Origin of the sequence: Rhodoferax sp. (genome assembly GCF_044236835.1) — a bacterium.
Classification (GTDB): Bacteria; Pseudomonadota; Gammaproteobacteria; order Burkholderiales; family Burkholderiaceae_C; genus Allorhodoferax.
In genome coordinates, this window is record NZ_JBIIGC010000005.1 from 59,582 (window position 1) to 80,265 (window position 20,684).

The following is a 20,684-nucleotide window of genomic DNA, read 5'->3' on the forward strand; positions in this document are numbered from 1 at the left end:
CCGAGTGGACCCATGGCAAACAATTTAGACCTCGAAGAACAGGAACAGCTCGACCAACTCAAGCACTTCTGGAAGCAGTACGGCAACCCGATCACCTGGTTGCTCATCCTCGTGCTGGGTGGTTTTGCGGCATGGAATGGCTACCAGTACTGGCAACGCAGCCAGTCCGCCCAAGCGGCCGCCATGTTTGACGAAGTGCTTCGGGTTATCCAAACCAACGAGCCCGACAAGGCCGAGCGCGCTTTCAGCGATATGAAAGAGCGTTTCCCCTCGGCCATCCAAACCCACCAGGCAGGCTTGGTCGCCGCCAAAACCTTGGTCGACGCCAACCAGGCAGACAAGGCCAAGGCGGTACTGACCTGGATGGCTGAGAAGCCAACGGATGCGGGTTACGCGTCGATTGCGCGCTTGCGCTTGGCCGCCTTGCTGCTGGAGTCCCAGTCATATGACGCGGCGCTCAAGCAGGTGGACGCGGTGCAGGACCCCGCATTCTCTGCACTGGCTGCCGACCGCCGTGGCGACATCCTGATGGCGCAAGGCAATCGGCCCCAAGCCCTGGCGCAGTACCAAAAGGCGTATCAAGCATTTCCTGAGCGCACCGAATACCGGCGCCTGGTCGAAGTGAAGTTGAATGCCTTGGGCGTGGACCCGACTGCATTGGCCCAGTCCAGTACGGCGGAGGTGGCCAAATGAAGGCGCGTGCATGGCCTATGCGCCTCTGGCTTGCACCGCTCGCGGCGCTCGCCTTGGGCGCCGTGCTGGCGGGCTGCACCAGCCCCGAGCGGCCTAAGCCTGCGCCACTGCCAGCCAATGTGGCGTTGATAGGCGTCAAGGCGGCGTGGACGAATTCCATCGGTGCCGTGGCATTTCCCCTGGAGTTGCGCGTGGTGGGTGATGTGCTGTTCGCTGCCGCCTCCGACGGTACGGTGGCCGCCATCAACACCACCACCGGCGCCGATGTCTGGCGCGCGCGGCTCAACACCGCCCTGAGTGCGGGCGTGGGCTCGGATGGCCGCTTTGCTGCGGTCGTCAGCAAAGAGAACGATTTGATCGTGGTGGAAGCCGGCAAAACCGTGTGGCGCCAACGGCTGGGCGCGGCGACCTTGACCGCGCCTTTGGTGGCCGGTGCCCGGGTGTTTGTGCTCTCGGCAGATCGTACCGTCACGGCATTTGACGCCGCCACCGGCCGGCGTCTGTGGCAACAGGTGCGCAGCGGCGAGGCGCTGGTGCTGGGCCAGTCGGGACTGTTGACCGCGGTCGGTGACACCTTGGTCGTCGGACTGGGAGGCCGATTGGTCGGCATGAATCCGCAAAGCGGCGCATCGCGCTGGGAAAGCCTGGTTGCAAGTGGCCGCGGCACCAATGAGGTGGAGCGGCTGGCCGACCTGGTGGCCGGTTTCAGTCGAGAAGGCAACCAGCTGTGCGTGCGCGCCTTCCAACATGCCATCGCTTGCGTGGATGCTGCCAATGGCCGAACGCTGTGGGCCAAAACAGCCAATGGTGGCGCTGGTGTCGCGGGCGATGCGGCCGCCGTGTTCAGCGCGGAGGGCGATGGACGCATCCTCGCGCTCAGCCGCAAAGACGGTGAGCGGCTGTGGCTTTCCGAGCGCTTGCGCTTTCGCCAGCTGAGCACGCCACTGTCACTGGGCCGGTCAGTCGTGTTTGGAGATGATGCGGGCAACCTGCATTTCCTCTCCAAGGAAGACGGTGCGCCATTGACCCGCGTTGCTACCGACGAATCGGGTGTGGCGGTGGCTCCGGTGTTATCAGGACAAACCTTGGTGGTGGTCACCCGCAAGGGCGTGGTTCGGGCCTTCCGTCCCGACTGACGCATGAAACCTGTTATCGCGTTGGTAGGGCGGCCCAATGTGGGCAAGTCCACGCTCTTCAATCGGCTCACCAAAACCCGCGACGCCATCGTGGCGGATTTTGCCGGTCTGACCCGTGACCGCCATTACGGCAATGGCAAACACGGCAAGCAAGAGTTCATTGTGGTGGACACCGGTGGGTTCGAGCCGGACGCCACTTCCGGCATTTACAAGGAAATGGCGCGGCAAACCCGCCAGGCAGTTGCGGAGGCCGATGTCGTGCTGTTCGTCGTCGATGCCCGTGCCGGTGTCAGCGCCCAAGACCACGAAATCGCCAATTACCTGCGCCGGCTGGGCAAACCCTGCGTGCTGGTGGCCAACAAGGCCGAGGGCGTCAAGCAAGGTGGCTCACTGGTCGAATTTTTTGAATTGGGCTTGGGTGAGGTATTGCCGGTGTCGGCCTCGCACGGGCAGGGCATGCGGGAAATGCTCGATGTCGCACTGCGTCCCTTAGACCTTGGCGATGCAGACACGCTCGACGCGCAGGCCGAGGAAGGCGTGATCGGCTTGGCGGTCGCAGGGCGGCCCAATGTCGGCAAATCCACGCTGATTAACACCTGGTTGGGCGAGGAGCGGCTGGTCGCGTTTGACCTGCCGGGCACCACCCGCGATGCGATTCGTGTTCCTTTCGAGCGCGATGGCCAAAAGTTCGAACTGATCGACACCGCCGGATTGCGTCGCAAAGGCAAGGTGTTTGAGGCCATCGAAAAGTTTTCGGTGGTCAAGACCTTGCAAGCCATTGGATCTTCCGGTGTCGTGTTGTTGCTGATCGACGCTGTGGATGGCGTGACCGACCAGGACGCCCATATTGCGGGTTTCATTCTGGAGTCCGGCCGGGCCGTGGTGATCGCGGTCAACAAGTGGGACGCCGTTGATGCATACCAGCGCGAGATCGTCAAGCGTTCACTAGAGACTCGCCTAGGATTTTTGAAGTACGCCACGGTGCACCTGATATCGGCCAAGAAGCGCCAGGGCCTGGGGCCCCTGTGGGAGTCCATCGTGCAAGCGCACCGTGCTGCCAATTGCAAGATGCCCACGCCCCTGCTGACGCGCTTGCTGCTGGAGGCAGTGCAGTTCCAGACGCCTCAGAAAAACGGCATGTACCGCCCCAAGCTGCGCTACGCCCACCAAGGCGGCATGAATCCGCCGGTGATCGTGGTCCACGGCAACTCGCTAGAGCATGTGACCGACGCTTACAAGCGTTTCCTCGAGGGGCGCTTTCGCAAAGAGTTCAATCTGGTGGGAACGCCGCTGCGCATCGAGATGAAGACCTCGTCCAACCCCTACGCCGACAAGTGATTGCGCAAAGACCTTGCGGGTGTGGGTAAGCGCACACCGTAAGGACAGTCAGTTGTGCTATCGTCGGCCCTCACTTTTAACACGGAGAATATCGTGAACAACAAAGGCCAATTGCTACAAGACCCGTTCCTCAATGCGCTTCGCAGGGAACATGTGCCCGTATCCATCTACTTGGTCAACGGCATCAAACTTCAAGGCCAAATCGAGTCCTTCGACCAGTACGTGGTGCTGCTTCGCAATACGGTGACGCAGATGGTCTATAAGCACGCTATTTCGACCATCGTTCCCGGTCGCGCAGTCAATTTTTCGTCCTCCGCTGCGGACGACGCGCCCGCCGCTTAGCTTGACCGATTTTTCACAGCGAACCCACGCACCCACTTTGCTGGTGGGTGTCGATTTGGGCAGGCCCAACTTCGACGCGGATCTAGAGGAGCTTGGCTTGCTCGCGAAGTCGGCCCATATGGAGCCGGTGGCGCGCGTCACCTGCAAGCGCCGTGCGCCAGACGCGGCCTTGTTTGTAGGCTCGGGTAAAGCCGATGAAATCAAGTTCTTGGCCCAGCAAACCGGCGCCACCGAGGTATTGTTCGACCAATCGCTCAGTCCCAGCCAGCAGCGCAATTTAGAGCGCCACCTGCAACTCCCCGTCAACGACCGCACCTACCTGATTCTGGACATCTTTGCCCAGCGGGCTCGCAGCCATGAAGGAAAGCTGCAAGTGGAGTTGGCCCGCTTGCAGTACCTCAGCACCCGGCTGGTGCGTCGTTGGTCGCATCTGGAGCGGCAAAGCGGCGGCATCGGCATGCGGGGCGGCCCTGGCGAAACCCAGATTGAACTGGACCGCCGCATGATTGGCGAATCCATCAAGCGCACCAAAGACCGCTTGGTTAAGGTCCAACGGCAACGCCGTACCCAAAGGCGCCAACGTGAGCGCAACGAGGCGTTCAACATCTCTTTGATTGGGTACACCAACGCAGGCAAGTCGACCTTGTTCAACGCGCTGGTAAAGGCCCGCGCTTATGCGGCGGACCAATTGTTTGCCACATTGGACACGACCACCCGGCAGCTGTACCTGGGCGACGCTGGGCGCACCGTGTCGCTGTCGGATACGGTCGGCTTTATACGGGACTTGCCCCACGGTTTGATCGATGCATTTCAGGCCACGCTGCAGGAGGCTATCGATGCCGATTTGCTGCTCCATGTGGTGGACGCATCCAACCCTGCCTATCCAGAGCAAATCCACGAAGTGCAGCGGGTGTTGCACGAAATCGGCGCACACGACGTGCCTCAGATGTTGGTATTCAACAAGGCCGATGCTTTGTCTGAGCCAAGCCGTCCGGCGAAGTCGCGAGACAGTTACGAGATCGACGGTGTTCAGACTTCCCGGGTTTTCGTGAGCGCGGCCAGCGGCGAGGGCCTGGGCCTCTTGCGCTCTGAGTTGGCAGCCCGCGTGCTTGCCCACCTACCGTCGCTCCATTCCAGTAACCCCGACCCAGTCGGGGCCGAGACCGACTTGGGCACAATCGCCCCTTTGGCCATGAGAAGCTAAGCTATGAGAATTAACGCGTTGAAAATCAACTGGCACCCGATGCGGGCCGCCATGGGGAGGATGTTCAACCTCAACGACTCACGGTGGGGCCGCGGTGACGATCCGAAGTCCGACGCCGGCAAGCCCGAGCAGGACCCGGCGGACAACCAGCCTCCCAGGCCACCGTACCAAAACAATGGGCCCACATCCGGCCGCCGCGGTGGCGCCAATGCTGGCCCCCCTGACCTTGACGAGCTGTGGCGCGACTTCAACCGCAAACTCTCCGGCATGTTCGGCGGCTCCAAGCCCCCGGGCTCCGGTGGACCCAAGGGTTTTCAACCCGATATGAAGAACGCTGGCCTGGGCTTGGGTCTGGTCGCCGGTGTGGCGGCCCTGATCTGGCTGGGAACCGGGGTTTTTATCGTGCAGGAGGGTCAGCAGGCGGTGATTACGCAGTTTGGTCGTTACCACACGACCATTGTGAATGCTGGAGTCAACTGGCGCCTGCCCTATCCGATTCAGCGACATGAACTGGTGTTTGTGACGCAAATTCGCTCAGTAGATGTAGGCCGGGACTCGATCATGAGTGTTACTGGCTTGAAGGACTCGTCCATGCTGACCCAGGACCAAAACATCGTGGACGTGAAGTTCTCGGTGCAATACCGACTCAATGACGCCCGAGCTTTTTTGTTCGAGAGCAAGAACCCCGGTGAGGCGGTGGTGCAGGCCGCTGAGTCGTCAGTCCGTGAGGTAATGGGGCGTACCAATATGGACGAGGCGCTGACTCGGAACACGATCGTTCCGCAGGTGAGAGAGCTGATGCAAACCATTTTGGACCGCTACAACGTCGGGGTTGAGATTGTTGAGATCAACCTTCAGCAGGGGGGCGTGCGACCGCCAGAGCAAGTTCAAGCGGCGTTCGATGACGTGAACAAAGCTGGTCAGGAGCGTGAGCGTGCCAAGAATGAAGCCGAGGCCTACGCCAACGACGTGATCCCCCGCGCGGTGGGTTCCGCGTCTCGATTGCAGCAAGAGGCCGACGCCTACAAAGCCCGCGTGGTGGCGCAGGCGCAGGGTGACGCACAGCGCTTCCGTTCTGTGCTTGCTGAGTACCAAAAGGCACCTCAAGTCACCCGAGACCGCATGTACCTCGATGCTATGCAGCAGATCTATACGAACGTGACCAAGGTGCTGGTCGAATCACGCCAAGGTTCTAGTTTGTTGTATCTGCCGCTGGAGAAAATTCTTCAAGCGGGAGCCTCACCGCAGGGCGAGGCACTCGGTACTGCGGTGCCTGGCTCTACGGTTATCCCGGCGCAGCCTGCTGCCGCAGGCACCGTGGATGCACGCAGCAGAGATGCTGCACGGACACGTGAACGTGAAACCCGCTAGGAGCCCAACATGAACCGTATCGGATTTGTTCTGACTGGCTTAGTGGCGCTAATCGTGCTGGCCAGTTCTACTCTTTTCGTTGTGGATCAACGCCAATTTGGTGTGGTTTACACGCTAGGCGAAATCAAGAAGGTGATTACAGAACCAGGGCTGAATGTCAAACTGCCACCGCCGTTTCAAAACGTGTCTTACATAGACAAACGGCTGTTGACCTTAGAAGGCAACGGGGCCGAGGAAATGCTCACCCAAGAGCAGCAACCTGTCGTAGTGGACTGGTATGTTCGTTGGCGTATTTCTGACCCGACAGACTACATTCGCACGGTCGGCGCTGCAGATGAAAGCCTCGGAGCTAACAGACTGAGCGGTGTAGTCCGTACCGCCTTCAATGAGGAAGTTCGCAAACGTTCGGTCAAGGAACTGCTTTCAGGTGAGCGCGAAAAGCTCATGGCCGACGTCAAGGCCCAAGTGCTAAGTACGGTGAGAGGGGCCAAGCCGTGGGGCATCGACGTGGTGGACGTGCGCATTACGAGGGTTGACTACACCAAAGCCATCACCGAATCCGTCTACCGCCGCATGGAAGCTGAGCGCAAGCGGGTGGCTAATGAATTGCGTTCCACTGGTGCAGCCGAAGGCGAAAAGATCCGCGCCGATGCGGACCGCCAACGCGAAGTGACGATTGCCAATGCCTACCGCGATGCGCAAAAGGTCAAGGGCGAGGGCGATGCACAAGCGGCTCGCATTTACGCAGAAGCCTTTGGGCGTGACCCCCAGTTCGCGCAGTTCTACCGCAGCTTGGATGCGTACAAGTCCAGCTTTAGCAGCAAGAGCGATGTGATGGTGCTGGACCCGGCGGGTAGCGAGTTCTTCAAGACCTTTCGCAGCGGTGGGCCAGGCGGCACGGCACCCAAAAAGTAGGCGTGTAGCTTCTGTTGGATAGCAACACGCTCTTGCTGGCAATCGCGATCGCACTGCTGATCGAAGGGTTCTTTCCTCTGATTGCGCCCGCGCTGTGGCGCAAGCGCTTAGAACAGCTCTTGCAACTCTCGGACGGTCAGATTCGGTTCTTCGCCATCGTCGTCGTGGCGATGGCATTGACCATCATTTGGTGGCCAGCGTAAGTCAACCGGGCCAGCGGGGCCGGTAAAATCTCGTCTTTTCACAGCCGCCACCAATTCATGTCTGCTTGGGTCCTGCCGGATCACATTGCCGATGTGCTGCCTTCCGAGGCCCGCCACATCGAAGAAACTCGCCGAACCCTGCTGGACATGGCCCGATGCTATGGCTACGAGCTGGTGTCGCCGCCGCTGTTAGAGCACCTGGAGTCTTTGCTCTCTGGCACCGGCAAAGCCTTGGATTTGCAAACCTTCAAGTTGGTCGACCAGCTTTCGGGCCGTACCATGGGCGTGCGGGCCGATACCACGCCGCAGGTGGCCCGTATCGATGCTCACCTGCTCAACCGCCGCGGCGTGGCCAGGCTGTGCTACTGCGGCCCGGTACTGCACACCCGCCCCAGCTCCTTGCATGCCACCCGCGAGCCACTGCAGTTCGGTGCCGAGATTTATGGCCATGCCGCGCTGGAAGCCGACCTTGAAATTCTGACCCTGGCGTTGGACCTGTTTGCTGGGGTCCACGCCGGCCCGGTCACGGTGGACCTGGCGGACGCGCGCTTGGTGGGTGCACTTTTCCACGCGGGCGCAGTGGCCACTGAATTGCAGGTTCAGATCCAAGCCGCCTTGGCCTCCAAAGACGGCGCCGAGTTGCGAGCCCTGACCCGCGGACTGCCCGCCGAGGTGGCCCAGGCTCTAATGCAGCTGCCGCAGCTGTATGGCGATGCAACCGTGCTGGACGAGGCCCTTGCCATACTCCCCAAGTTGCCCGCGGTGTCCAAGTCAATCGAGAGCCTGCGCTGGTTGGCGGGCCACTTGGATGCGGCGCGGGTCACTTTCGACTTGTCGGACTCGCGTGGCTACGCGTACTACACCGGCGTGCGTTTTTCCATTTTCTCCAATCGCTCCAACGACGCCCTGGCGCGTGGTGGCCGCTACGACGCGGTGGGTTCGGTATTTGGTCGTACCCGGCCCGCCGTGGGTTTCAGCCTGGACGTGAAGATGCTGGCCGCCGCCATGGAGCGTAGTCCGCTGCATCCGGCGATTCGGGCGCCTTGGGGCGAGGCGGCAGATTTGCGCGCGGCCATTGCCGGCCTGCGCCAGCGGGGCGAGACGGTCGTGTGCGTCTTGCCCGGGCATGAAAACGAAGTCGATGAATTCCACTGTGACCGCGAGCTGGTGCAGCGCGCTGGCGCTTGGGTTGTGCAAGCTGTTTGAGAACTCTGTGCGATGAACAAAACCAAAGGTCGTAACGTGGTCGTGGTCGGCACCCAATGGGGTGACGAGGGCAAAGGCAAGCTGGTGGATTGGCTCACTGAAAGCGCCCAAGGTGTGGTGCGTTTTCAAGGTGGGCATAACGCGGGGCACACCCTGGTGATCAATGGCGTGAAGACCGCCTTGCACCTGATCCCCAGCGGCATCATGCGTGCCGGTGTGCGCTGCTATATCGGCAACGGCGTGGTGCTGTCGGCCGGAAAGCTGTTTGAAGAAATTGCGGGCTTAGAGAAGGCCGGTGTCGAGGTGCGTTCTCGTCTTCGGGTGAGCGAGGCCTGTCCGCTGATTTTGCCTTTCCACGTTGCCTTGGACTTGGCGCGGGAGTTGGCGCGGGAGAAGGGGGGTTCGGCCAAAATCGGCACCACCGGTCGCGGCATCGGGCCGGCCTACGAAGACAAGATCGCACGCCGCGCGCTGCGGGTGCAAGACCTGATGCACCCCGATCGATTTGCGCAGAAGCTGCGGGAGCTTCTGGACTTGCACAACCACGTGCTCACCACCTACCTGGGCTCGCAGGCCCTGGATTTTGGTGACGCCCTCAAACCCTACATGGCCGATGGCCGGGTGCTGTTTGAGCCGGTCTACACGCAGGCCATGGAACATGCCCAGCTGCTCAAGCCCATGACTGCCGACGTGTCACGCGAGCTCAACGAGGCCCACCGGGCAGGCGCCAACTTGTTGTTCGAGGGCGCGCAAGGCACCTTGCTCGACGTCGACCATGGCACCTACCCCTACGTCACCTCGAGCAACTGCGTTGCGGGCAATGCCGCCGCGGGCGCAGGCGTTGGCCCTGGCATGCTGCATTACGTGCTGGGTATCACCAAGGCGTACTGCACCCGCGTCGGCGGCGGCCCCTTTCCCACCGAACTGGACTGGCAAACACCTGGCACGCCGGGCTACCACATGAGTACGGTCGGCGCCGAAAAAGGCGTGACCACCGGGCGCTCGCGCCGCTGCGGCTGGTTCGATGCCGCCTTGCTCAAGCGCTCGGCGCAGGTCAACGGTTTGTCGGGCCTGTGTATCACCAAGCTCGATGTGTTGGATGGACTTACCGAACTCAAGTTGTGTATAGGTTACGAGATGGACGGTCAGCGCGTCGACATCCTGCCCATGGGCGCCGACGACATTGAGCGCTGCGTTCCGATGTATGAGGTGATGCAAGGCTGGAGCGACAGCACGGTGGGCGTGACCCAGTTAGACGCCCTGCCGGTCAATGCCCGCTTGTATTTGCAGCGCATCGAGCAAGTCACCGGTGTACCAATCCACATGGTTTCCACCAGCCCGGACAGGGACCACACCATTATGATGCGCCACCCCTACCTGCCAGACTAAATCAAGGACCGAGCCCCATGTTGACTGAAGACGGCAAACACCTGTACGTGAGTTATGACGAGTACCACAACCTGATCGAAAAACTGGCCATCAAAGTTTTTCAATCCGGCTGGGAGTTCGACACTATCTTGTGCCTGGCGCGCGGTGGTCTGCGTCCGGGGGACATCCTCTCGCGGGTGTTCGACAAGCCTTTGGCCATCATGTCGACCAGTTCCTATCGCTCGGACGCAGGTACGGTGCAAGGCAAGCTTGATATCGCCCGCTTCATCACCACGCCCAAAGGTGAGATCGCAGGTCGGGTCTTGTTGGTCGATGATTTGGCTGATTCGGGCCACACCCTTCAGGCCGTGGTGGCCCAACTGGTGAACGAATACCCCCCCATCACCGAGCTGCGCAGCGCTGTGATCTGGACCAAGGCGTTGTCCACCTTTACCCCGGACTACTCGGTCGAGTTTTTGCCCACCAACCCCTGGATTCATCAACCGTTTGAGGGCTACGACGCACTGCGTCCGCAGCAGCTCATCGAAAAGTGGAGCGTCTGAGCCGCTGGCCATGGCAGATGCGATCACTGGACTGATCCACCACGGCTACGTCCCGCCCGAGGGCTTTGGTGCGCCGCAGCCGGGTGTTTTCAAGGCCTCCACGGTGTTCTTTCCCAGCGTTGCTGCGATGCGCAGCCGCGAATGGAAAGACAAGTCCGCCTACACCTACGGCCTGCACGGCACACCCACCACCTACACCCTGGAAGAGCGCCTGTGCGCGCTCGAAGGCGGGCTGCACTGCGTGTTGGTGCCCAGCGGGCTCGCGGCGGTGGCCACGGTGTGCCTGTCCTTGCTCAAAGCGGGCGATGAGGTGCTGATTCCTGACAATGCCTATGGTCCAAGCAAAGCGCTGGCCGAGGCCGAACTGCTGGCCTGGGGCATCACCCACCAGTACTACGACCCGATGGACCCGCAGGATCTGGAGGCCCAAATATCGAGCCGTACCAAACTGGTCTGGCTAGAAGCGGCCGGCTCGGTCACGCTGGAGTTCCCCGACTTGGTTGGCTTGGTGCGCATCTGCCAGCGCCGCCGGGTGCTCACCGCCTTGGATAACACCTGGGGCGCTGGACTTGCATTCCAACCGTTTGACTTGGTGCCGGGCACGCAGCCGACCGTTGCGGTGGACCTTACGGCCCATGCGCTCACCAAATACCCCAGCGGCGGCGGGGACGTGCTGATGGGCAGCGTCATGGTGCGCGACGCTGGCTTGGCCCTGCGCGTCAAGCTCACCCACATGCGCTTGGGTCTGGGCGTGGGTGCCAACGACGCCGAAGCGGTGCTGCGCGGACTGCCCAGCATCGGCTTGCGCTATCGCGCGCACGACCAGGCCACCCGCATCCTGGCGCAGTGGGCACAGACGCAGCCAGAGTTCGTTCAGGTGCTGCACCCGGCACTCGTCGATTCGCCTGGCCACGCGCATTGGCGCGACTTGTGTGTCAACGGCGAAGGCGGCGCGGCGGGCTTGTTCAGCGTGGTGTTGGATGCTCGCTTTAACCAAGACCAGACCGACGCCTTTTGCGACGCGCTGCGCCTCTTCAAGCTGGGTTACAGCTGGGGTGGCCCCATCAGCTTAGTGGTCCCCTACGATCTGCGTGGCATGCGAACAGCATGGCCGGCCCACCTGTCGCGCGGCACCGTAGTGCGGTTTTCCATTGGCCTGGAGGCAGTGCAAGACCTGCAGGACGACATTGCCCAGGCTTTGCGCGTGTTGCGCTGATAGCCAGCGGCCTGCGCCGTCGGTGTTTTCCACCATAGGACCCCGCACCGCCCGGGTGTAGCCTAGGTACATGACCTCGCTGCCTGAGTTTGAGTCGCCCCCACCTTACGTGCCGCCGCCCAGCCCGGCACCGCGCTACACCATTCGCGCCCTCGGCCCCACGGAGCCTCTGCGATGGTTGGTGCGCGGATGGCGCGATTTGGCAGCGCACCCAGCCATCAGCGGTTTTTTTGGGTTTGCGTTTTGGGTGATGGCGCTGGTGCTGGGTGCGGTGTTTCGCGCCAGCCCCGAGTACACCATGTCGATTGCCTCTGGCTGCCTGCTGCTAGGTCCGTTTTTGGCCATGGGGCTGTACGAGGTCAGTCGACGGCGGGAACTCGGCCTGGTGCCCGATTTGGGTGCTTGCGTTACCTGTTGGGAAGGGCATGTGCGCAGCATGGGCATGCTGGTCTTGGTGCTTATCGTTTTGGAGTTGCTGTGGGGCCGGGCGTCTTTGGTGGTGTTTGCGGTGTTCTTCAACACTGGCATGCCATCTACCACCGGCGTGGTGGAGGCCATATTCAACCCGGACAACCTGGAGTTTGTCGGCGCCTACTTGGTTGTGGGTGCGGCGTTTGCTGCCCTGGTGTTTTCGATTGCGGTGGTGTCCATCCCCATGATCCTGGATCGCGACACCGACGCAGTCTCGGCTGCGATCACCAGCATCGAAGTGGTCTTTCGCAACACATTCACCATGCTTGTTTGGGGGGTGGTGATTAGCACACTGGTCGCCGCCTCTTTGCTCCTGCCCTGGGGGCTTGGCCTGGTGGTAGTGGGGCCGGTTCTGGGGCACGCCAGCTGGCACGCGTACCGCGCGGCGGTGCACTGGAATCAAGATGGTACAGTCCACTGACATAACGAAAGCACACCTTGGCCACACCGAATTACGGATACGAGAAACGCCAGAAAGAACTGGCGAAAAAGAAGAAAAAGGAAGAAAAGCTCAAGAGTAAGGCCGAGAGAAAACTCGACGAGTCCCATCCCAATGGCGCGTCCGCTAGCCCCAGCCCTGATACATCGTCTGCCAGTGCAACCGATGTCCAAACCGGCTGATCGGTAGCTGCGTCAAGGGTGCCTGCGCAGGGACGATGGCAGCCCTCTAGGCTGCCTTTACCTCATCAATTCAAACTTGGAAGGACGCATTCGCTGCAAAGGCGCAGCAGGGTGTGTGCCCTGTTTCAAACAGCGTGGTGTCCTGCAAGCAAGGCCTTCGCCAGCACCTCCATCGACGCCATACTCCGGTCATGGGGTCTGAGGGCTGGGGCCTGAGGGTACTGCACAAAGTTGCGTTGGATGGACTGCAGGTAAATCGGGTCGTAATGCTCGGTCAGCAAGGCGCGCACCACGGGTGCCACCTTGCCTTGCATCACCTGGCTTTGCCACGCATGGACGGTCTCTTTGCCTCGGAATTCTTTGAGCAGATCGAGCCGCGCGCAAAAGAGCGCAGGGTCTTTTGCCAGGCTGTCGTAGTCCTCCAGCAGCAAGGCCACGCGCTCGTCCTCGGGCAGCGTCAGTTGCAAACACGGGCTGGCGCGCATGCGTTCCACCAAAGCGCTTGGCAGGGCCACATTGCCCACTTTTTTGCTTTCGCTTTCTACGTACACCGGCGTGTTGGAGTGAAAGCCCTTCAGCTGTGTCCAAATCAAGGTCTCAAAGTGTTTTTGGCTGGGCTGCTGCACACCCGGCACCGCGCCCAGCACTGAACTGCGGTGGCTGGCCAAGGCTTCCAGGTCAAGCACCTGCGCACCCTGCGCGGCCAAGGCCTGCAGCAAGCGGGTCTTGCCCGAGCCTGTGGTGCCGCAGACCACCTGAAATTCAAGGCGCTGCACCTGCCGAGGTATGTTGGCCACGACGGCGGCACGAAAGGCTTTGTAGCCGCCTTCCAGAAGGGTGACGCGAAAGCCAATTTGGTCCAATATGAGTGCGAGGGCGCCGCTGCGCTTGCCACCACGCCAGCAATAGGCCAGTGGCTTCCAGTCCCGCGGCTTGTCCAAGACCTCGCGCTCAATGTGCGCAGCGATGTTGCGCGCCGCGATGGCGCCCCCACGTTTTCTGGCCTCAAAGGGATTGACCTGCTTGTACAGCGTGCCGATGGTCATACGCTCGTCGTCGTGCAGCGTGGGCCAGTTCACTGCCAGTGGGAGGCGGTCCAGCGCATACTCACCTTCGCTTCGGGCGTCGATGATGGTGTCAAAGTCCGCCAAGTGGGCAATGGCCTCGTCAGCGCCCATCAGGTTCAAACCCATGGCAGGGCCCGAAAGTGTGGGCTGCGCCTCATGGCAGCAGCTTTCGGATAGCCGGCCACATGGTCTCCAAGATGATAGGGTGCGCCGCTTCGCTGGGGTGGATGCGATCGGCCTGGAACAGCGCGGTGGGGTTGGGACCATCGGCCACGCCCTTGAGGAAGAAGGGCACCAAGGCCGCCCGGTGTTCCTTGGCAACTTGGCTGAAGGTGTTGAAGAACTCTTCTCCGTAGCGCTGGCCGTAGTTGGGTGGCAACTGCATACCGGCTAACAGCACCTTGGCACCTGCCTTTTGGGCCATTTGGGTCATGGCGCTGAGGTTTTCGCGCGTCATGGTCAGTGGCAATCCGCGCAAGGCATCGTTACCTCCCAGCTCAATCACCACCAGCGTGGGCCGGTGTTGGGCCAGCAGGGCAGGCAAGCGGCTGCGACCACCCGAGGTGGTGTCGCCGCTGATGCTGGCGTTGACCACCGTGGCTTTGACCTTCTGTGCGGCAAGCCGACGCTCCAACAGCGCCACCCAGCCACTGCCGCGCTGCAGGCCATACTCGGCACTGAGCGAGTCGCCCAGCACCACGATGACAGGGGATGCAGTGGGGTTCGCATTGGCGGCTGCACTGCCAGAAGCTGGTGCCGTCTGCGCAACGCAAGTCCCTGCAATCGAGAGACCCAAAACCAGCGCGGTACAGTAGCGCCGAACCATTGAGAGATTCATGTCTGATTCAATTATTTCCGTAGAGCATGTAGGCAAGGCGGTGACCGATTCCACCGGCACGCTGGAGATCCTGCGCGACATCGATTTTGCACTCAAAGCCCGCGAGACCGCGGCCATTGTGGGCGCATCGGGTTCGGGCAAAAGCACCTTGCTGTCCATCATCGCTGGTCTGGACACGCCCACCAGCGGCACGGTGCGACTTGCTGGACAAGATCTGTTTGCCATCAATGAGGACGCGCGCGCTGCTTTGCGTTCCCGCCAAGTGGGTTTCGTGTTCCAGAGCTTTCAGCTGTTGGGCAACTTGACTGCGCTGGAGAACGTGATGCTTCCCCTGGAGCTGGACAACCGCAAGGACGCGCGCAAAGCCGCCACCGAGATGCTCTCGCGTGTGGGCCTGGCGCAGCGGTTGCACGCCTACCCTAAGGTACTCTCCGGTGGCGAGCAACAGCGCGTCGCGCTGGCGCGGGCCTTTGTGGTGCAACCGGCGGTGCTGCTGGCCGACGAGCCCACCGGCAGTTTGGACTTTGCCACCGGCGAAACCATCATGGAGCTGATGTTTGCACTCAACCGCGAGCAGGGCACCACACTGGTCTTGGTGACCCACGACCGCTCGATTGCGGCGCGCTGTGACCGCCGCATCACCATCGAGGCCGGGCGCTTGGTGCAGTGAGGGCCTGCGCGGCGCAGCCACGATAATCGCCGCATGTCTTCTCCCAAAGTTGTGTTCGGTTTCCATGCGGTGGGCGTGCGCCTGAAAACGGCGCCCCAGTCCATTCTGGAAATCTATTTCGAGCCCACCCGCCGAGATGCGCGTATGCGCAGTTTTCTAGAGAAGGTGGCGCAGTATGGCGTGAAGCTGGTCGAGGCCGACGGCCTGCGCTTGTCCAAGCTGGCTGGCAGCCACGCGCACCAAGGCGTTGCCGCCCGGGTGCAGGCCGTGCAACTGCGCACATCGTTAGACGAGTTACTCGAAGACCTGGAGGCGCGCAACGCCGCACTTCCACCGGCGCAGCGAACACCGCCCTTGCTGTTGGTGCTCGATGGCGTGACCGACCCCCACAACCTCGGTGCCTGCCTTCGCGTAGCGGACGGTGCCGGTGCGCATGCAGTCATCGCGCCCAAAGACCATGCCGCTGGCATCAACGCCACCGTGGCCAAGGTCGCCAGCGGTGCGGCCGACACCGTGCCCTATTTCATGGTGACCAACCTGGCGCGCACCCTCAATGAGCTCAAGGAGCGCAACATCTGGGTCATTGGCACCAGCGATGCGGCACCGCAGTCGCTGTACCAAGCCGACCTCAAGGGCGCTGTCGCCTTGGTGTTGGGCGCAGAAGGCGAGGGCATGCGACAACTCACGGCCAAGACCTGCGATGCGCTGGTCCACATTCCCATGCGCGGCGCGGTAGAGAGCCTCAATGTGTCGGTTGCCAGTGGCGTATGCCTGTACGAGGCACTGCGCCAGCGTCAAGTGCACATTGCCTAAACCCAGCCGACCCAGCCCAGTGCGCCGCCAGCGGCCAGCAGCCACAGCAGGTGGATGCGGGTTTGCCACACCACGATGCTGACCACGGCCGACACCAGCCACAAGCGCCAGTTCTGCAGCGGGCCACCGTGCGCGGAGGCGAGGATCCAGCCGGTGGCTGCCAGCAGGGCGATCACGATGGGCGCCATGCCTTGTTTGAAAGCGCGCACCGCGCGGCGCTCACGGTTGCGGTGGCCCCAGCGGGCCAGGGAGTAGGTCAGCGTGGTGCTGGGCAGCATGATGCCCACCATGGACAGCAGCACACCAAACAGCCCCAGCGACCAGGCAGCCCAGCCCGCTTGCATGCCACCGGCTGCATTGACGCCCACGTTCCACCCCATCAGCGCAACAAACAAAACATTGGGGCCGGGAGCTGCTTGGGCCAGTGCGATTCCCGTGGTGAACTGGCTGTCACTGAGCCAATGGCGCTCATCCACCAGGTAGCGGTGCATTTCGGGCGCGGTGGTAATGGCGCCGCCCACCGACAACAAGGACAGGGCCAGAAAATGGACAAACAGGTTGAGCCAATCGGCGGGCAGCATGGCAATCGTCATGGCGCGCTCTGCCTTGCTTCGGGAATTTTTCGGTAGGTCCACACACAGGCGCTGCCACCTATCACCAGCAGCACCCAGACTAAGGGCAATCGCAGCCATGCCACCGCGGCGAAGGTCAGCAGCGCAAACACGGCACACACGGTTTGTCCCATGGGGTTGTGCTTGAGTGCCGACAGTAACTTCAATCCAGTGGCAGTAATCAGTCCAGCGGCCACCGCGCCCATGCCGCGCAGTGCGCCTTGCACTTGCGGCAGGTCGGCCACACCGGCGAAGGCCACGGCAATCGCCAGCACAATGACCAGCGGAAAAGTCAGCATCCCAGCCACCGCCACCATCGCGCCCGTGAAACCAAAGTAACGGTCGCCAATTACCAGGGACAGGTTGATCACATTGGGACCCGGCAGGATCTGGGCCACCGCCCAGTCCTCAATGAACTGCTCTTTGGTGAGCCACCGTTTGCGCTCCACCAGCTCGCGCTGCACCACGGCGAGCACACCACCAAAGCCTTGCAGCGCCAACACCGAAAAAGACCAGAAGAGGTCGGTCAAAGATCTGGGTTGCATCAAACTGCCAGTTGTACGTCGAGGGGTTCAACCGGCCACAGGCAGGCTACGCTCAGTGGACCTAAGGCAAAGCTCCAGTGCATGCCTTACTTCAGACTACCCGATAGAAACTGCGCCAAGCGCTCGCTCTTGGGGTTGGCCAATACATCAGCAGGTTTGCCTTCCTCTTCCACCAGCCCTTTGTGCAAGAACATCAGGTGGTTGGCCACCTCGCGGGCGAAGCCCATTTCGTGGGTCACGACGACCATGGTGCGTCCTTCCAGGGCCAAGTTTTTCATCACTTTGAGGACCTCGGAGACCAGCTCGGGGTCCAGCGCGCTGGTGGGCTCGTCAAACAGCATGACTTCGGGCTCCACCGCCAGGGCGCGTGCAATCGCTACGCGCTGCTGTTGACCACCACTGAGGTGCGCAGGGTAACGGTCTTCGACGCCGGAGAGGCCCACTTTGTTGAGGTACATGCGTGCGGTCTCGATGGCCTGGTCTTTGGGGATGCCCAGCACACGCACCGGGGTTTCGGTGATGTTCTGGATCACCGTCATGTGGGCCCACAGGTTGAAATGCTGAAACACCATCGCCAGCTTGGTGCGCAATTGTTGTAGCTGCTTGGGGTCTGCGGCCTGCAGTTCACCACTCTTGGCTGCCACCAGTTTGAGGTCTTGGCCAGCGACCTGGATGCGCCCTTGGTGCGGCTTCTCCAACAAATTGATGCAGCGCAGAAAAGTGCTTTTGCCCGAGCCGGAGCTGCCAATGATGCTGATGACATCACCCGCGTGCGCGGACAGCGAGACGCCTTTGAGCACCTCGTTGTCGCCGAAGCGCTTGTGGATGTTTTCAACCAGGAGTTTGGGAATGGGTGAGGTCATGTGTGTCGCTTCAAAGGCGGTGGCGAAGAGTCTTAGTTGCCCAGCAGCTGCCCGGTGCGAAATGGGACTGCGCCTGCGATTTTTCCGATCTCGCAGCCTGCAGTGACATAGCGGTCGCGGATGCGGGCATAGAAAACGCCATCTACCTCGGCGAGCACGCGCAGCGCGGTGTTGGCGAGCGGGTCGATCACCTCGGCTACCAGTTCGCCGGTACGAAGGTGGTGGCCGACGTCGGCGGCGAACACCAGCAGGCCGGGGGACGCGGCGCGCAGCGTTTGTGAGCCTGCCAGCGGCGTGGGTTGGCACGGCAGGGCGGGGCAGGGTGGTGGCGTCTGGCCGCGCACTGCACCCGTGGTGCGCAGGTAGGCCAGGATGGCATCGGCGTCGCGCTGGGCGTACGTGTGGGTGACATCGGCTTCCCCACGCAGCTCAATGGTGGTGCTGGAGCAGCCCTGCGGCAGCGGATACGCAATTCCGGCCGCCGCAGCCGCTTGGGCCAGTTGCCACCACACGCCCGAGAGGCATTCGTCAAACGGGCCCCCGCCCGAGTCTTTGGCCAGTAAGACCGCCTGGCAGCCCAGGTGGCAGGCCAGTGGTTCTAAGGTGGGCCAGCAGCTCTCTTCGCAGTACAGGTGCAACACGCCCTCGCAGTCGCAGTGCAGGTCCAGCACGATGTCGGCGTCAAACGATAGCTGCAACAGGGCTTTGCGCAGGCTTTGGAGTTCGGTTTGGGGCTGCCACTGTTGCAAGTATTTGCCAATCGCGGCGCGCACCGTGCGCACATTGGCTTGGGCGTCTGGGCCCAGCGCTGCCAACACCTGCGGCGCCACCGCTTGGCACAAATTGGGGTAGTGGCGGTTGAAATTTTCTGAGCTATCGAGCTCGAAGCGGCCCATGGGCTTGTGGTCCAGCCGCTGGGATAAACCGATGGGGTTGGCCAATGGCACCAGCACGACCTCGCCGACGATGCCGCCGGTGGCGTCCAGCGCTTCCAACTGCTGACGCAGATGGTAGGCGGTGAGCATGCCCGGCAGCTCTTCTGCATGCAGGCTGGCTTGGATGTAGATTTTGGGCCCTTGGCCCGCCACACCAAAATGCCAGGCGCTCAGCGTGCGCTGGCACCCCAAACTGGGGCTGAGCAGGGCGTGTTCGCTGCGGTGCATAGATACAGGGTTTATTGCTTGCGTGGCGCAAGGTAGGCTAAAAATCGGCGTTCCATCAACCTGAAAAAGCCGATCAGGCAGAACGAGGTCAACAGGTACAGCACCGCCGCCGCAATATAGGCTTCAAACGGCAGGTAGTAGTCGGAGTACACCCGGCTGGCCGCTGCGGTCAGGTCTAACATGCTGGGCACGGCGCTGGCAAGGCTGGTACTTTGCAGCATCATCACCGCCTCGTTGCTGTAGGCGGGCAGCGTGCGGCGCAATGCGCTGGGCAACACCACGTGTAACAGAACCTGCACCCGACCCATGCCAAACGCCTGTGCCGCCTCAATTTCGCCAGCATGGGTTTCGCGGATGGCACCTGCCAGCATCTCGGCGGTGTAGGCGGCGGTGTTCAGGCTAAACGCCAGCAAGGCGCAAAAGAAAGGTTCTTTGAAATGGGTCCAGGGCCAGACGTCGTCCCAGCGCGCCTGGATCCACTCCAGCTGCCCCAGTCCGTAATAAATCATGTAAACCTGCAGCAGCAAAGGCGTGCCACGCATCACGTAGGTGAACGCGCCCACCACCCAGCGCGCCAGCGCCCAGGGGCCGGTCAGCAAGAGTGCACACACCAAGGCCAGCACCGCACCCACGGCCAAGGATGAGAACAGCAACCCCAACGTGGTGAGCAGCCCGGTCGCGTAAAGCTCCAGGTTCTGGGGCAGAAAAATGACGTCCCACTTCATCGCAAATCCGCCCGCTTGGTGCCCAGGCTGTAGCGCGCATTGAGTTTGCGAAGCACCACCAGCGACACGGTGGTATAGATCAGAAACAGCGCTGCGGTGAACAGAAAAAACGAGAACGGCGAACGGGTGGCCGCACTGGCCTGCTTGGCCAGGTAAGTCATCTCCTGCAGCCCGATCAGGCTGACCAGCGCAGTGGCCTTGATGAGTACCAGCCAGTTGTTGGTAAAGCCGGGCAGGGCGTAGCGCACCATTTGCGGCGCGGTGATCCGCAAAAACGTCTGTACGCGCCCCATGCCGAAGGCCCACGCGGCCTCCATCTGACCTTTGGGAATGGACAAGATTGCGCCACGGAAGGTTTCCGTCATATAGGCGCCGTAGATGAAGCCAATCGTAAGCACACCGGCTGCAAACGGGTTGATATCGATGGTGTGTTGGCTGCCCATCTGCTCGAGCAAGTGGTTGAGGCCGATCGTGCCGCCGTAAAACACCAACAGCATGACCACCAGCTCTGGCACACCGCGAATGACCGTGGTGTAGACCGTGGCAATGCCAACCCACAGCGGTTTGCCCGAGAGCTTGGCCGCAGCACCGAGCAAGCCCAGCACCACCGCCACCAGCAACGCCAAAAGCGAAACGCCTACTGTCAGCACCGCACCTTCAAGGATGGATGTGTAGTAGGCGCTCATGGCGTAGAACCTGTAGCCACCAAAAAGACAGCGCGCAAAGGGTGCACGCTGTCTTG

At 61.6% G+C, this 20,684-nt stretch carries 24 protein-coding genes; 16 read left to right on the plus strand and 8 right to left on the minus strand.

Going from position 1 to position 20,684, the window contains the following annotated elements; all coding sequences use genetic code 11:
* Nucleotides 1–12: 12 nt before the first annotated feature.
* From ACILRC_RS05215 to ACILRC_RS05280, 14 genes are all read left to right on the plus strand, one after another.
* Nucleotides 13–693 carry a YfgM family protein gene (locus ACILRC_RS05215; RefSeq protein WP_395668299.1) on the plus strand — a complete coding sequence of 227 codons (681 nt, stop codon included), beginning with the start codon at nucleotides 13–15 and terminating at the stop codon, nucleotides 691–693.
* Nucleotides 690–1,829, plus strand: a complete 1,140-nt coding sequence (gene bamB / locus ACILRC_RS05220) for an outer membrane protein assembly factor BamB (protein ID WP_395668300.1) — start codon at nucleotides 690–692, stop codon at nucleotides 1,827–1,829. Before ACILRC_RS05215 ends, bamB begins: the two co-directional genes overlap by 4 nt.
* Before the next feature lie 3 nt (nucleotides 1,830–1,832).
* Nucleotides 1,833–3,167: a ribosome biogenesis GTPase Der gene (gene der, locus ACILRC_RS05225; protein ID WP_395668301.1), complete on the plus strand. Its 1,335-nt coding sequence runs from the start codon at nucleotides 1,833–1,835 to the stop codon at nucleotides 3,165–3,167.
* A gap of 93 nt (nucleotides 3,168–3,260) precedes the next feature.
* Complete coding sequence (gene hfq / locus ACILRC_RS05230) at nucleotides 3,261–3,509, plus strand: RNA chaperone Hfq (RefSeq protein WP_395668302.1); 249 nt, start codon at nucleotides 3,261–3,263, stop codon at nucleotides 3,507–3,509.
* A gap of 1 nt (nucleotide 3,510) precedes the next feature.
* A complete protein-coding gene (gene hflX / locus ACILRC_RS05235; protein ID WP_395668303.1) occupies nucleotides 3,511–4,713 on the plus strand; it encodes a GTPase HflX in 1,203 nt (400 codons plus the stop codon).
* Between the two features lie 3 nt (nucleotides 4,714–4,716).
* On the plus strand, nucleotides 4,717–6,084 hold the full coding sequence (hflK, locus tag ACILRC_RS05240) for an FtsH protease activity modulator HflK (protein WP_395668304.1): 1,368 nt from the start codon (nucleotides 4,717–4,719) through the stop codon (nucleotides 6,082–6,084).
* A 9-nt stretch (nucleotides 6,085–6,093) separates the two neighbouring features.
* A complete protein-coding gene (gene hflC, locus ACILRC_RS05245; RefSeq protein ID WP_395668305.1) occupies nucleotides 6,094–6,999 on the plus strand; it encodes a protease modulator HflC in 906 nt (301 codons plus the stop codon).
* A gap of 14 nt (nucleotides 7,000–7,013) precedes the next feature.
* Nucleotides 7,014–7,202 carry a DUF2065 domain-containing protein gene (locus tag ACILRC_RS05250; protein WP_395668306.1) on the plus strand — a complete coding sequence of 63 codons (189 nt, stop codon included), beginning with the start codon at nucleotides 7,014–7,016 and terminating at the stop codon, nucleotides 7,200–7,202.
* A 57-nt stretch (nucleotides 7,203–7,259) separates the two neighbouring features.
* A complete protein-coding gene (locus ACILRC_RS05255) occupies nucleotides 7,260–8,408 on the plus strand; it encodes an ATP phosphoribosyltransferase regulatory subunit (protein WP_395668307.1) in 1,149 nt (382 codons plus the stop codon).
* A 12-nt stretch (nucleotides 8,409–8,420) separates the two neighbouring features.
* Entirely contained in the window at nucleotides 8,421–9,797 is a 1,377-nt protein-coding gene (locus ACILRC_RS05260; protein ID WP_395668308.1) for an adenylosuccinate synthase, read from the plus strand.
* Between the two features lie 17 nt (nucleotides 9,798–9,814).
* On the plus strand, nucleotides 9,815–10,339 hold the full coding sequence (locus ACILRC_RS05265) for a phosphoribosyltransferase (protein WP_395668309.1): 525 nt from the start codon (nucleotides 9,815–9,817) through the stop codon (nucleotides 10,337–10,339).
* Between the two features lie 10 nt (nucleotides 10,340–10,349).
* Nucleotides 10,350–11,555 carry a PLP-dependent transferase gene (locus ACILRC_RS05270; protein ID WP_395668310.1) on the plus strand — a complete coding sequence of 402 codons (1,206 nt, stop codon included), beginning with the start codon at nucleotides 10,350–10,352 and terminating at the stop codon, nucleotides 11,553–11,555.
* 70 nt (nucleotides 11,556–11,625) lie between these two features.
* Nucleotides 11,626–12,447, plus strand: coding sequence for a DUF2189 domain-containing protein (locus ACILRC_RS05275; protein ID WP_395668311.1), 822 nt, complete (start codon nucleotides 11,626–11,628; stop codon nucleotides 12,445–12,447).
* A gap of 17 nt (nucleotides 12,448–12,464) precedes the next feature.
* Nucleotides 12,465–12,647 (plus strand): hypothetical protein, encoded by a 183-nt coding sequence (locus ACILRC_RS05280; RefSeq protein ID WP_395668312.1) that lies wholly within the window; start codon nucleotides 12,465–12,467, stop codon nucleotides 12,645–12,647.
* Between the two features lie 125 nt (nucleotides 12,648–12,772).
* Here the strand turns inward: ACILRC_RS05280 and mnmH are convergent, their stop codons facing one another.
* Nucleotides 12,773–13,840 (minus strand): tRNA 2-selenouridine(34) synthase MnmH, encoded by a 1,068-nt coding sequence (gene mnmH / locus ACILRC_RS05285; RefSeq protein WP_395668313.1) that lies wholly within the window; start codon nucleotides 13,838–13,840, stop codon nucleotides 12,773–12,775.
* A 28-nt stretch (nucleotides 13,841–13,868) separates the two neighbouring features.
* Nucleotides 13,869–14,552, minus strand: a complete 684-nt coding sequence (locus ACILRC_RS05290; RefSeq protein ID WP_395668314.1) for an arylesterase — start codon at nucleotides 14,550–14,552, stop codon at nucleotides 13,869–13,871.
* Between ACILRC_RS05290 and ACILRC_RS05295 the strand changes: the two genes are divergently transcribed.
* Nucleotides 14,551–15,222: an ABC transporter ATP-binding protein gene (locus ACILRC_RS05295; protein ID WP_395668315.1), complete on the plus strand. Its 672-nt coding sequence runs from the start codon at nucleotides 14,551–14,553 to the stop codon at nucleotides 15,220–15,222. The two genes, ACILRC_RS05290 and ACILRC_RS05295, sit on opposite strands and share 2 nt — an antisense overlap.
* A gap of 33 nt (nucleotides 15,223–15,255) precedes the next feature.
* On the plus strand, nucleotides 15,256–16,035 hold the full coding sequence (gene rlmB / locus ACILRC_RS05300) for a 23S rRNA (guanosine(2251)-2'-O)-methyltransferase RlmB (protein ID WP_395668316.1): 780 nt from the start codon (nucleotides 15,256–15,258) through the stop codon (nucleotides 16,033–16,035).
* Here the strand turns inward: rlmB and ACILRC_RS05305 are convergent.
* The 6 genes from ACILRC_RS05305 to ACILRC_RS05330 form a co-directional block, all read right to left on the minus strand.
* Nucleotides 16,032–16,628, minus strand: coding sequence for a chromate transporter (locus ACILRC_RS05305; protein WP_395668317.1), 597 nt, complete (start codon nucleotides 16,626–16,628; stop codon nucleotides 16,032–16,034). The genes rlmB and ACILRC_RS05305 overlap by 4 nt on opposite strands.
* Nucleotides 16,625–17,191, minus strand: coding sequence for a chromate transporter (locus ACILRC_RS05310; RefSeq protein WP_395668318.1), 567 nt, complete (start codon nucleotides 17,189–17,191; stop codon nucleotides 16,625–16,627). Before ACILRC_RS05310 ends, ACILRC_RS05305 begins: the two co-directional genes overlap by 4 nt.
* 86 nt (nucleotides 17,192–17,277) lie before the next feature.
* A complete protein-coding gene (locus tag ACILRC_RS05315; RefSeq protein ID WP_395668390.1) occupies nucleotides 17,278–18,042 on the minus strand; it encodes an ABC transporter ATP-binding protein in 765 nt (254 codons plus the stop codon).
* Between the two features lie 44 nt (nucleotides 18,043–18,086).
* Nucleotides 18,087–19,217 carry a succinylglutamate desuccinylase/aspartoacylase family protein gene (locus ACILRC_RS05320; protein ID WP_395668319.1) on the minus strand — a complete coding sequence of 377 codons (1,131 nt, stop codon included), beginning with the start codon at nucleotides 19,215–19,217 and terminating at the stop codon, nucleotides 18,087–18,089.
* 11 nt (nucleotides 19,218–19,228) lie between these two features.
* Nucleotides 19,229–19,942 carry an ABC transporter permease gene (locus ACILRC_RS05325; RefSeq protein WP_395668320.1) on the minus strand — a complete coding sequence of 238 codons (714 nt, stop codon included), beginning with the start codon at nucleotides 19,940–19,942 and terminating at the stop codon, nucleotides 19,229–19,231.
* Entirely contained in the window at nucleotides 19,939–20,628 is a 690-nt protein-coding gene (locus ACILRC_RS05330; protein ID WP_395668321.1) for an ABC transporter permease, read from the minus strand. Before ACILRC_RS05330 ends, ACILRC_RS05325 begins: the two co-directional genes overlap by 4 nt.
* Between the last annotated feature and the right edge of the window lie 56 nt (nucleotides 20,629–20,684).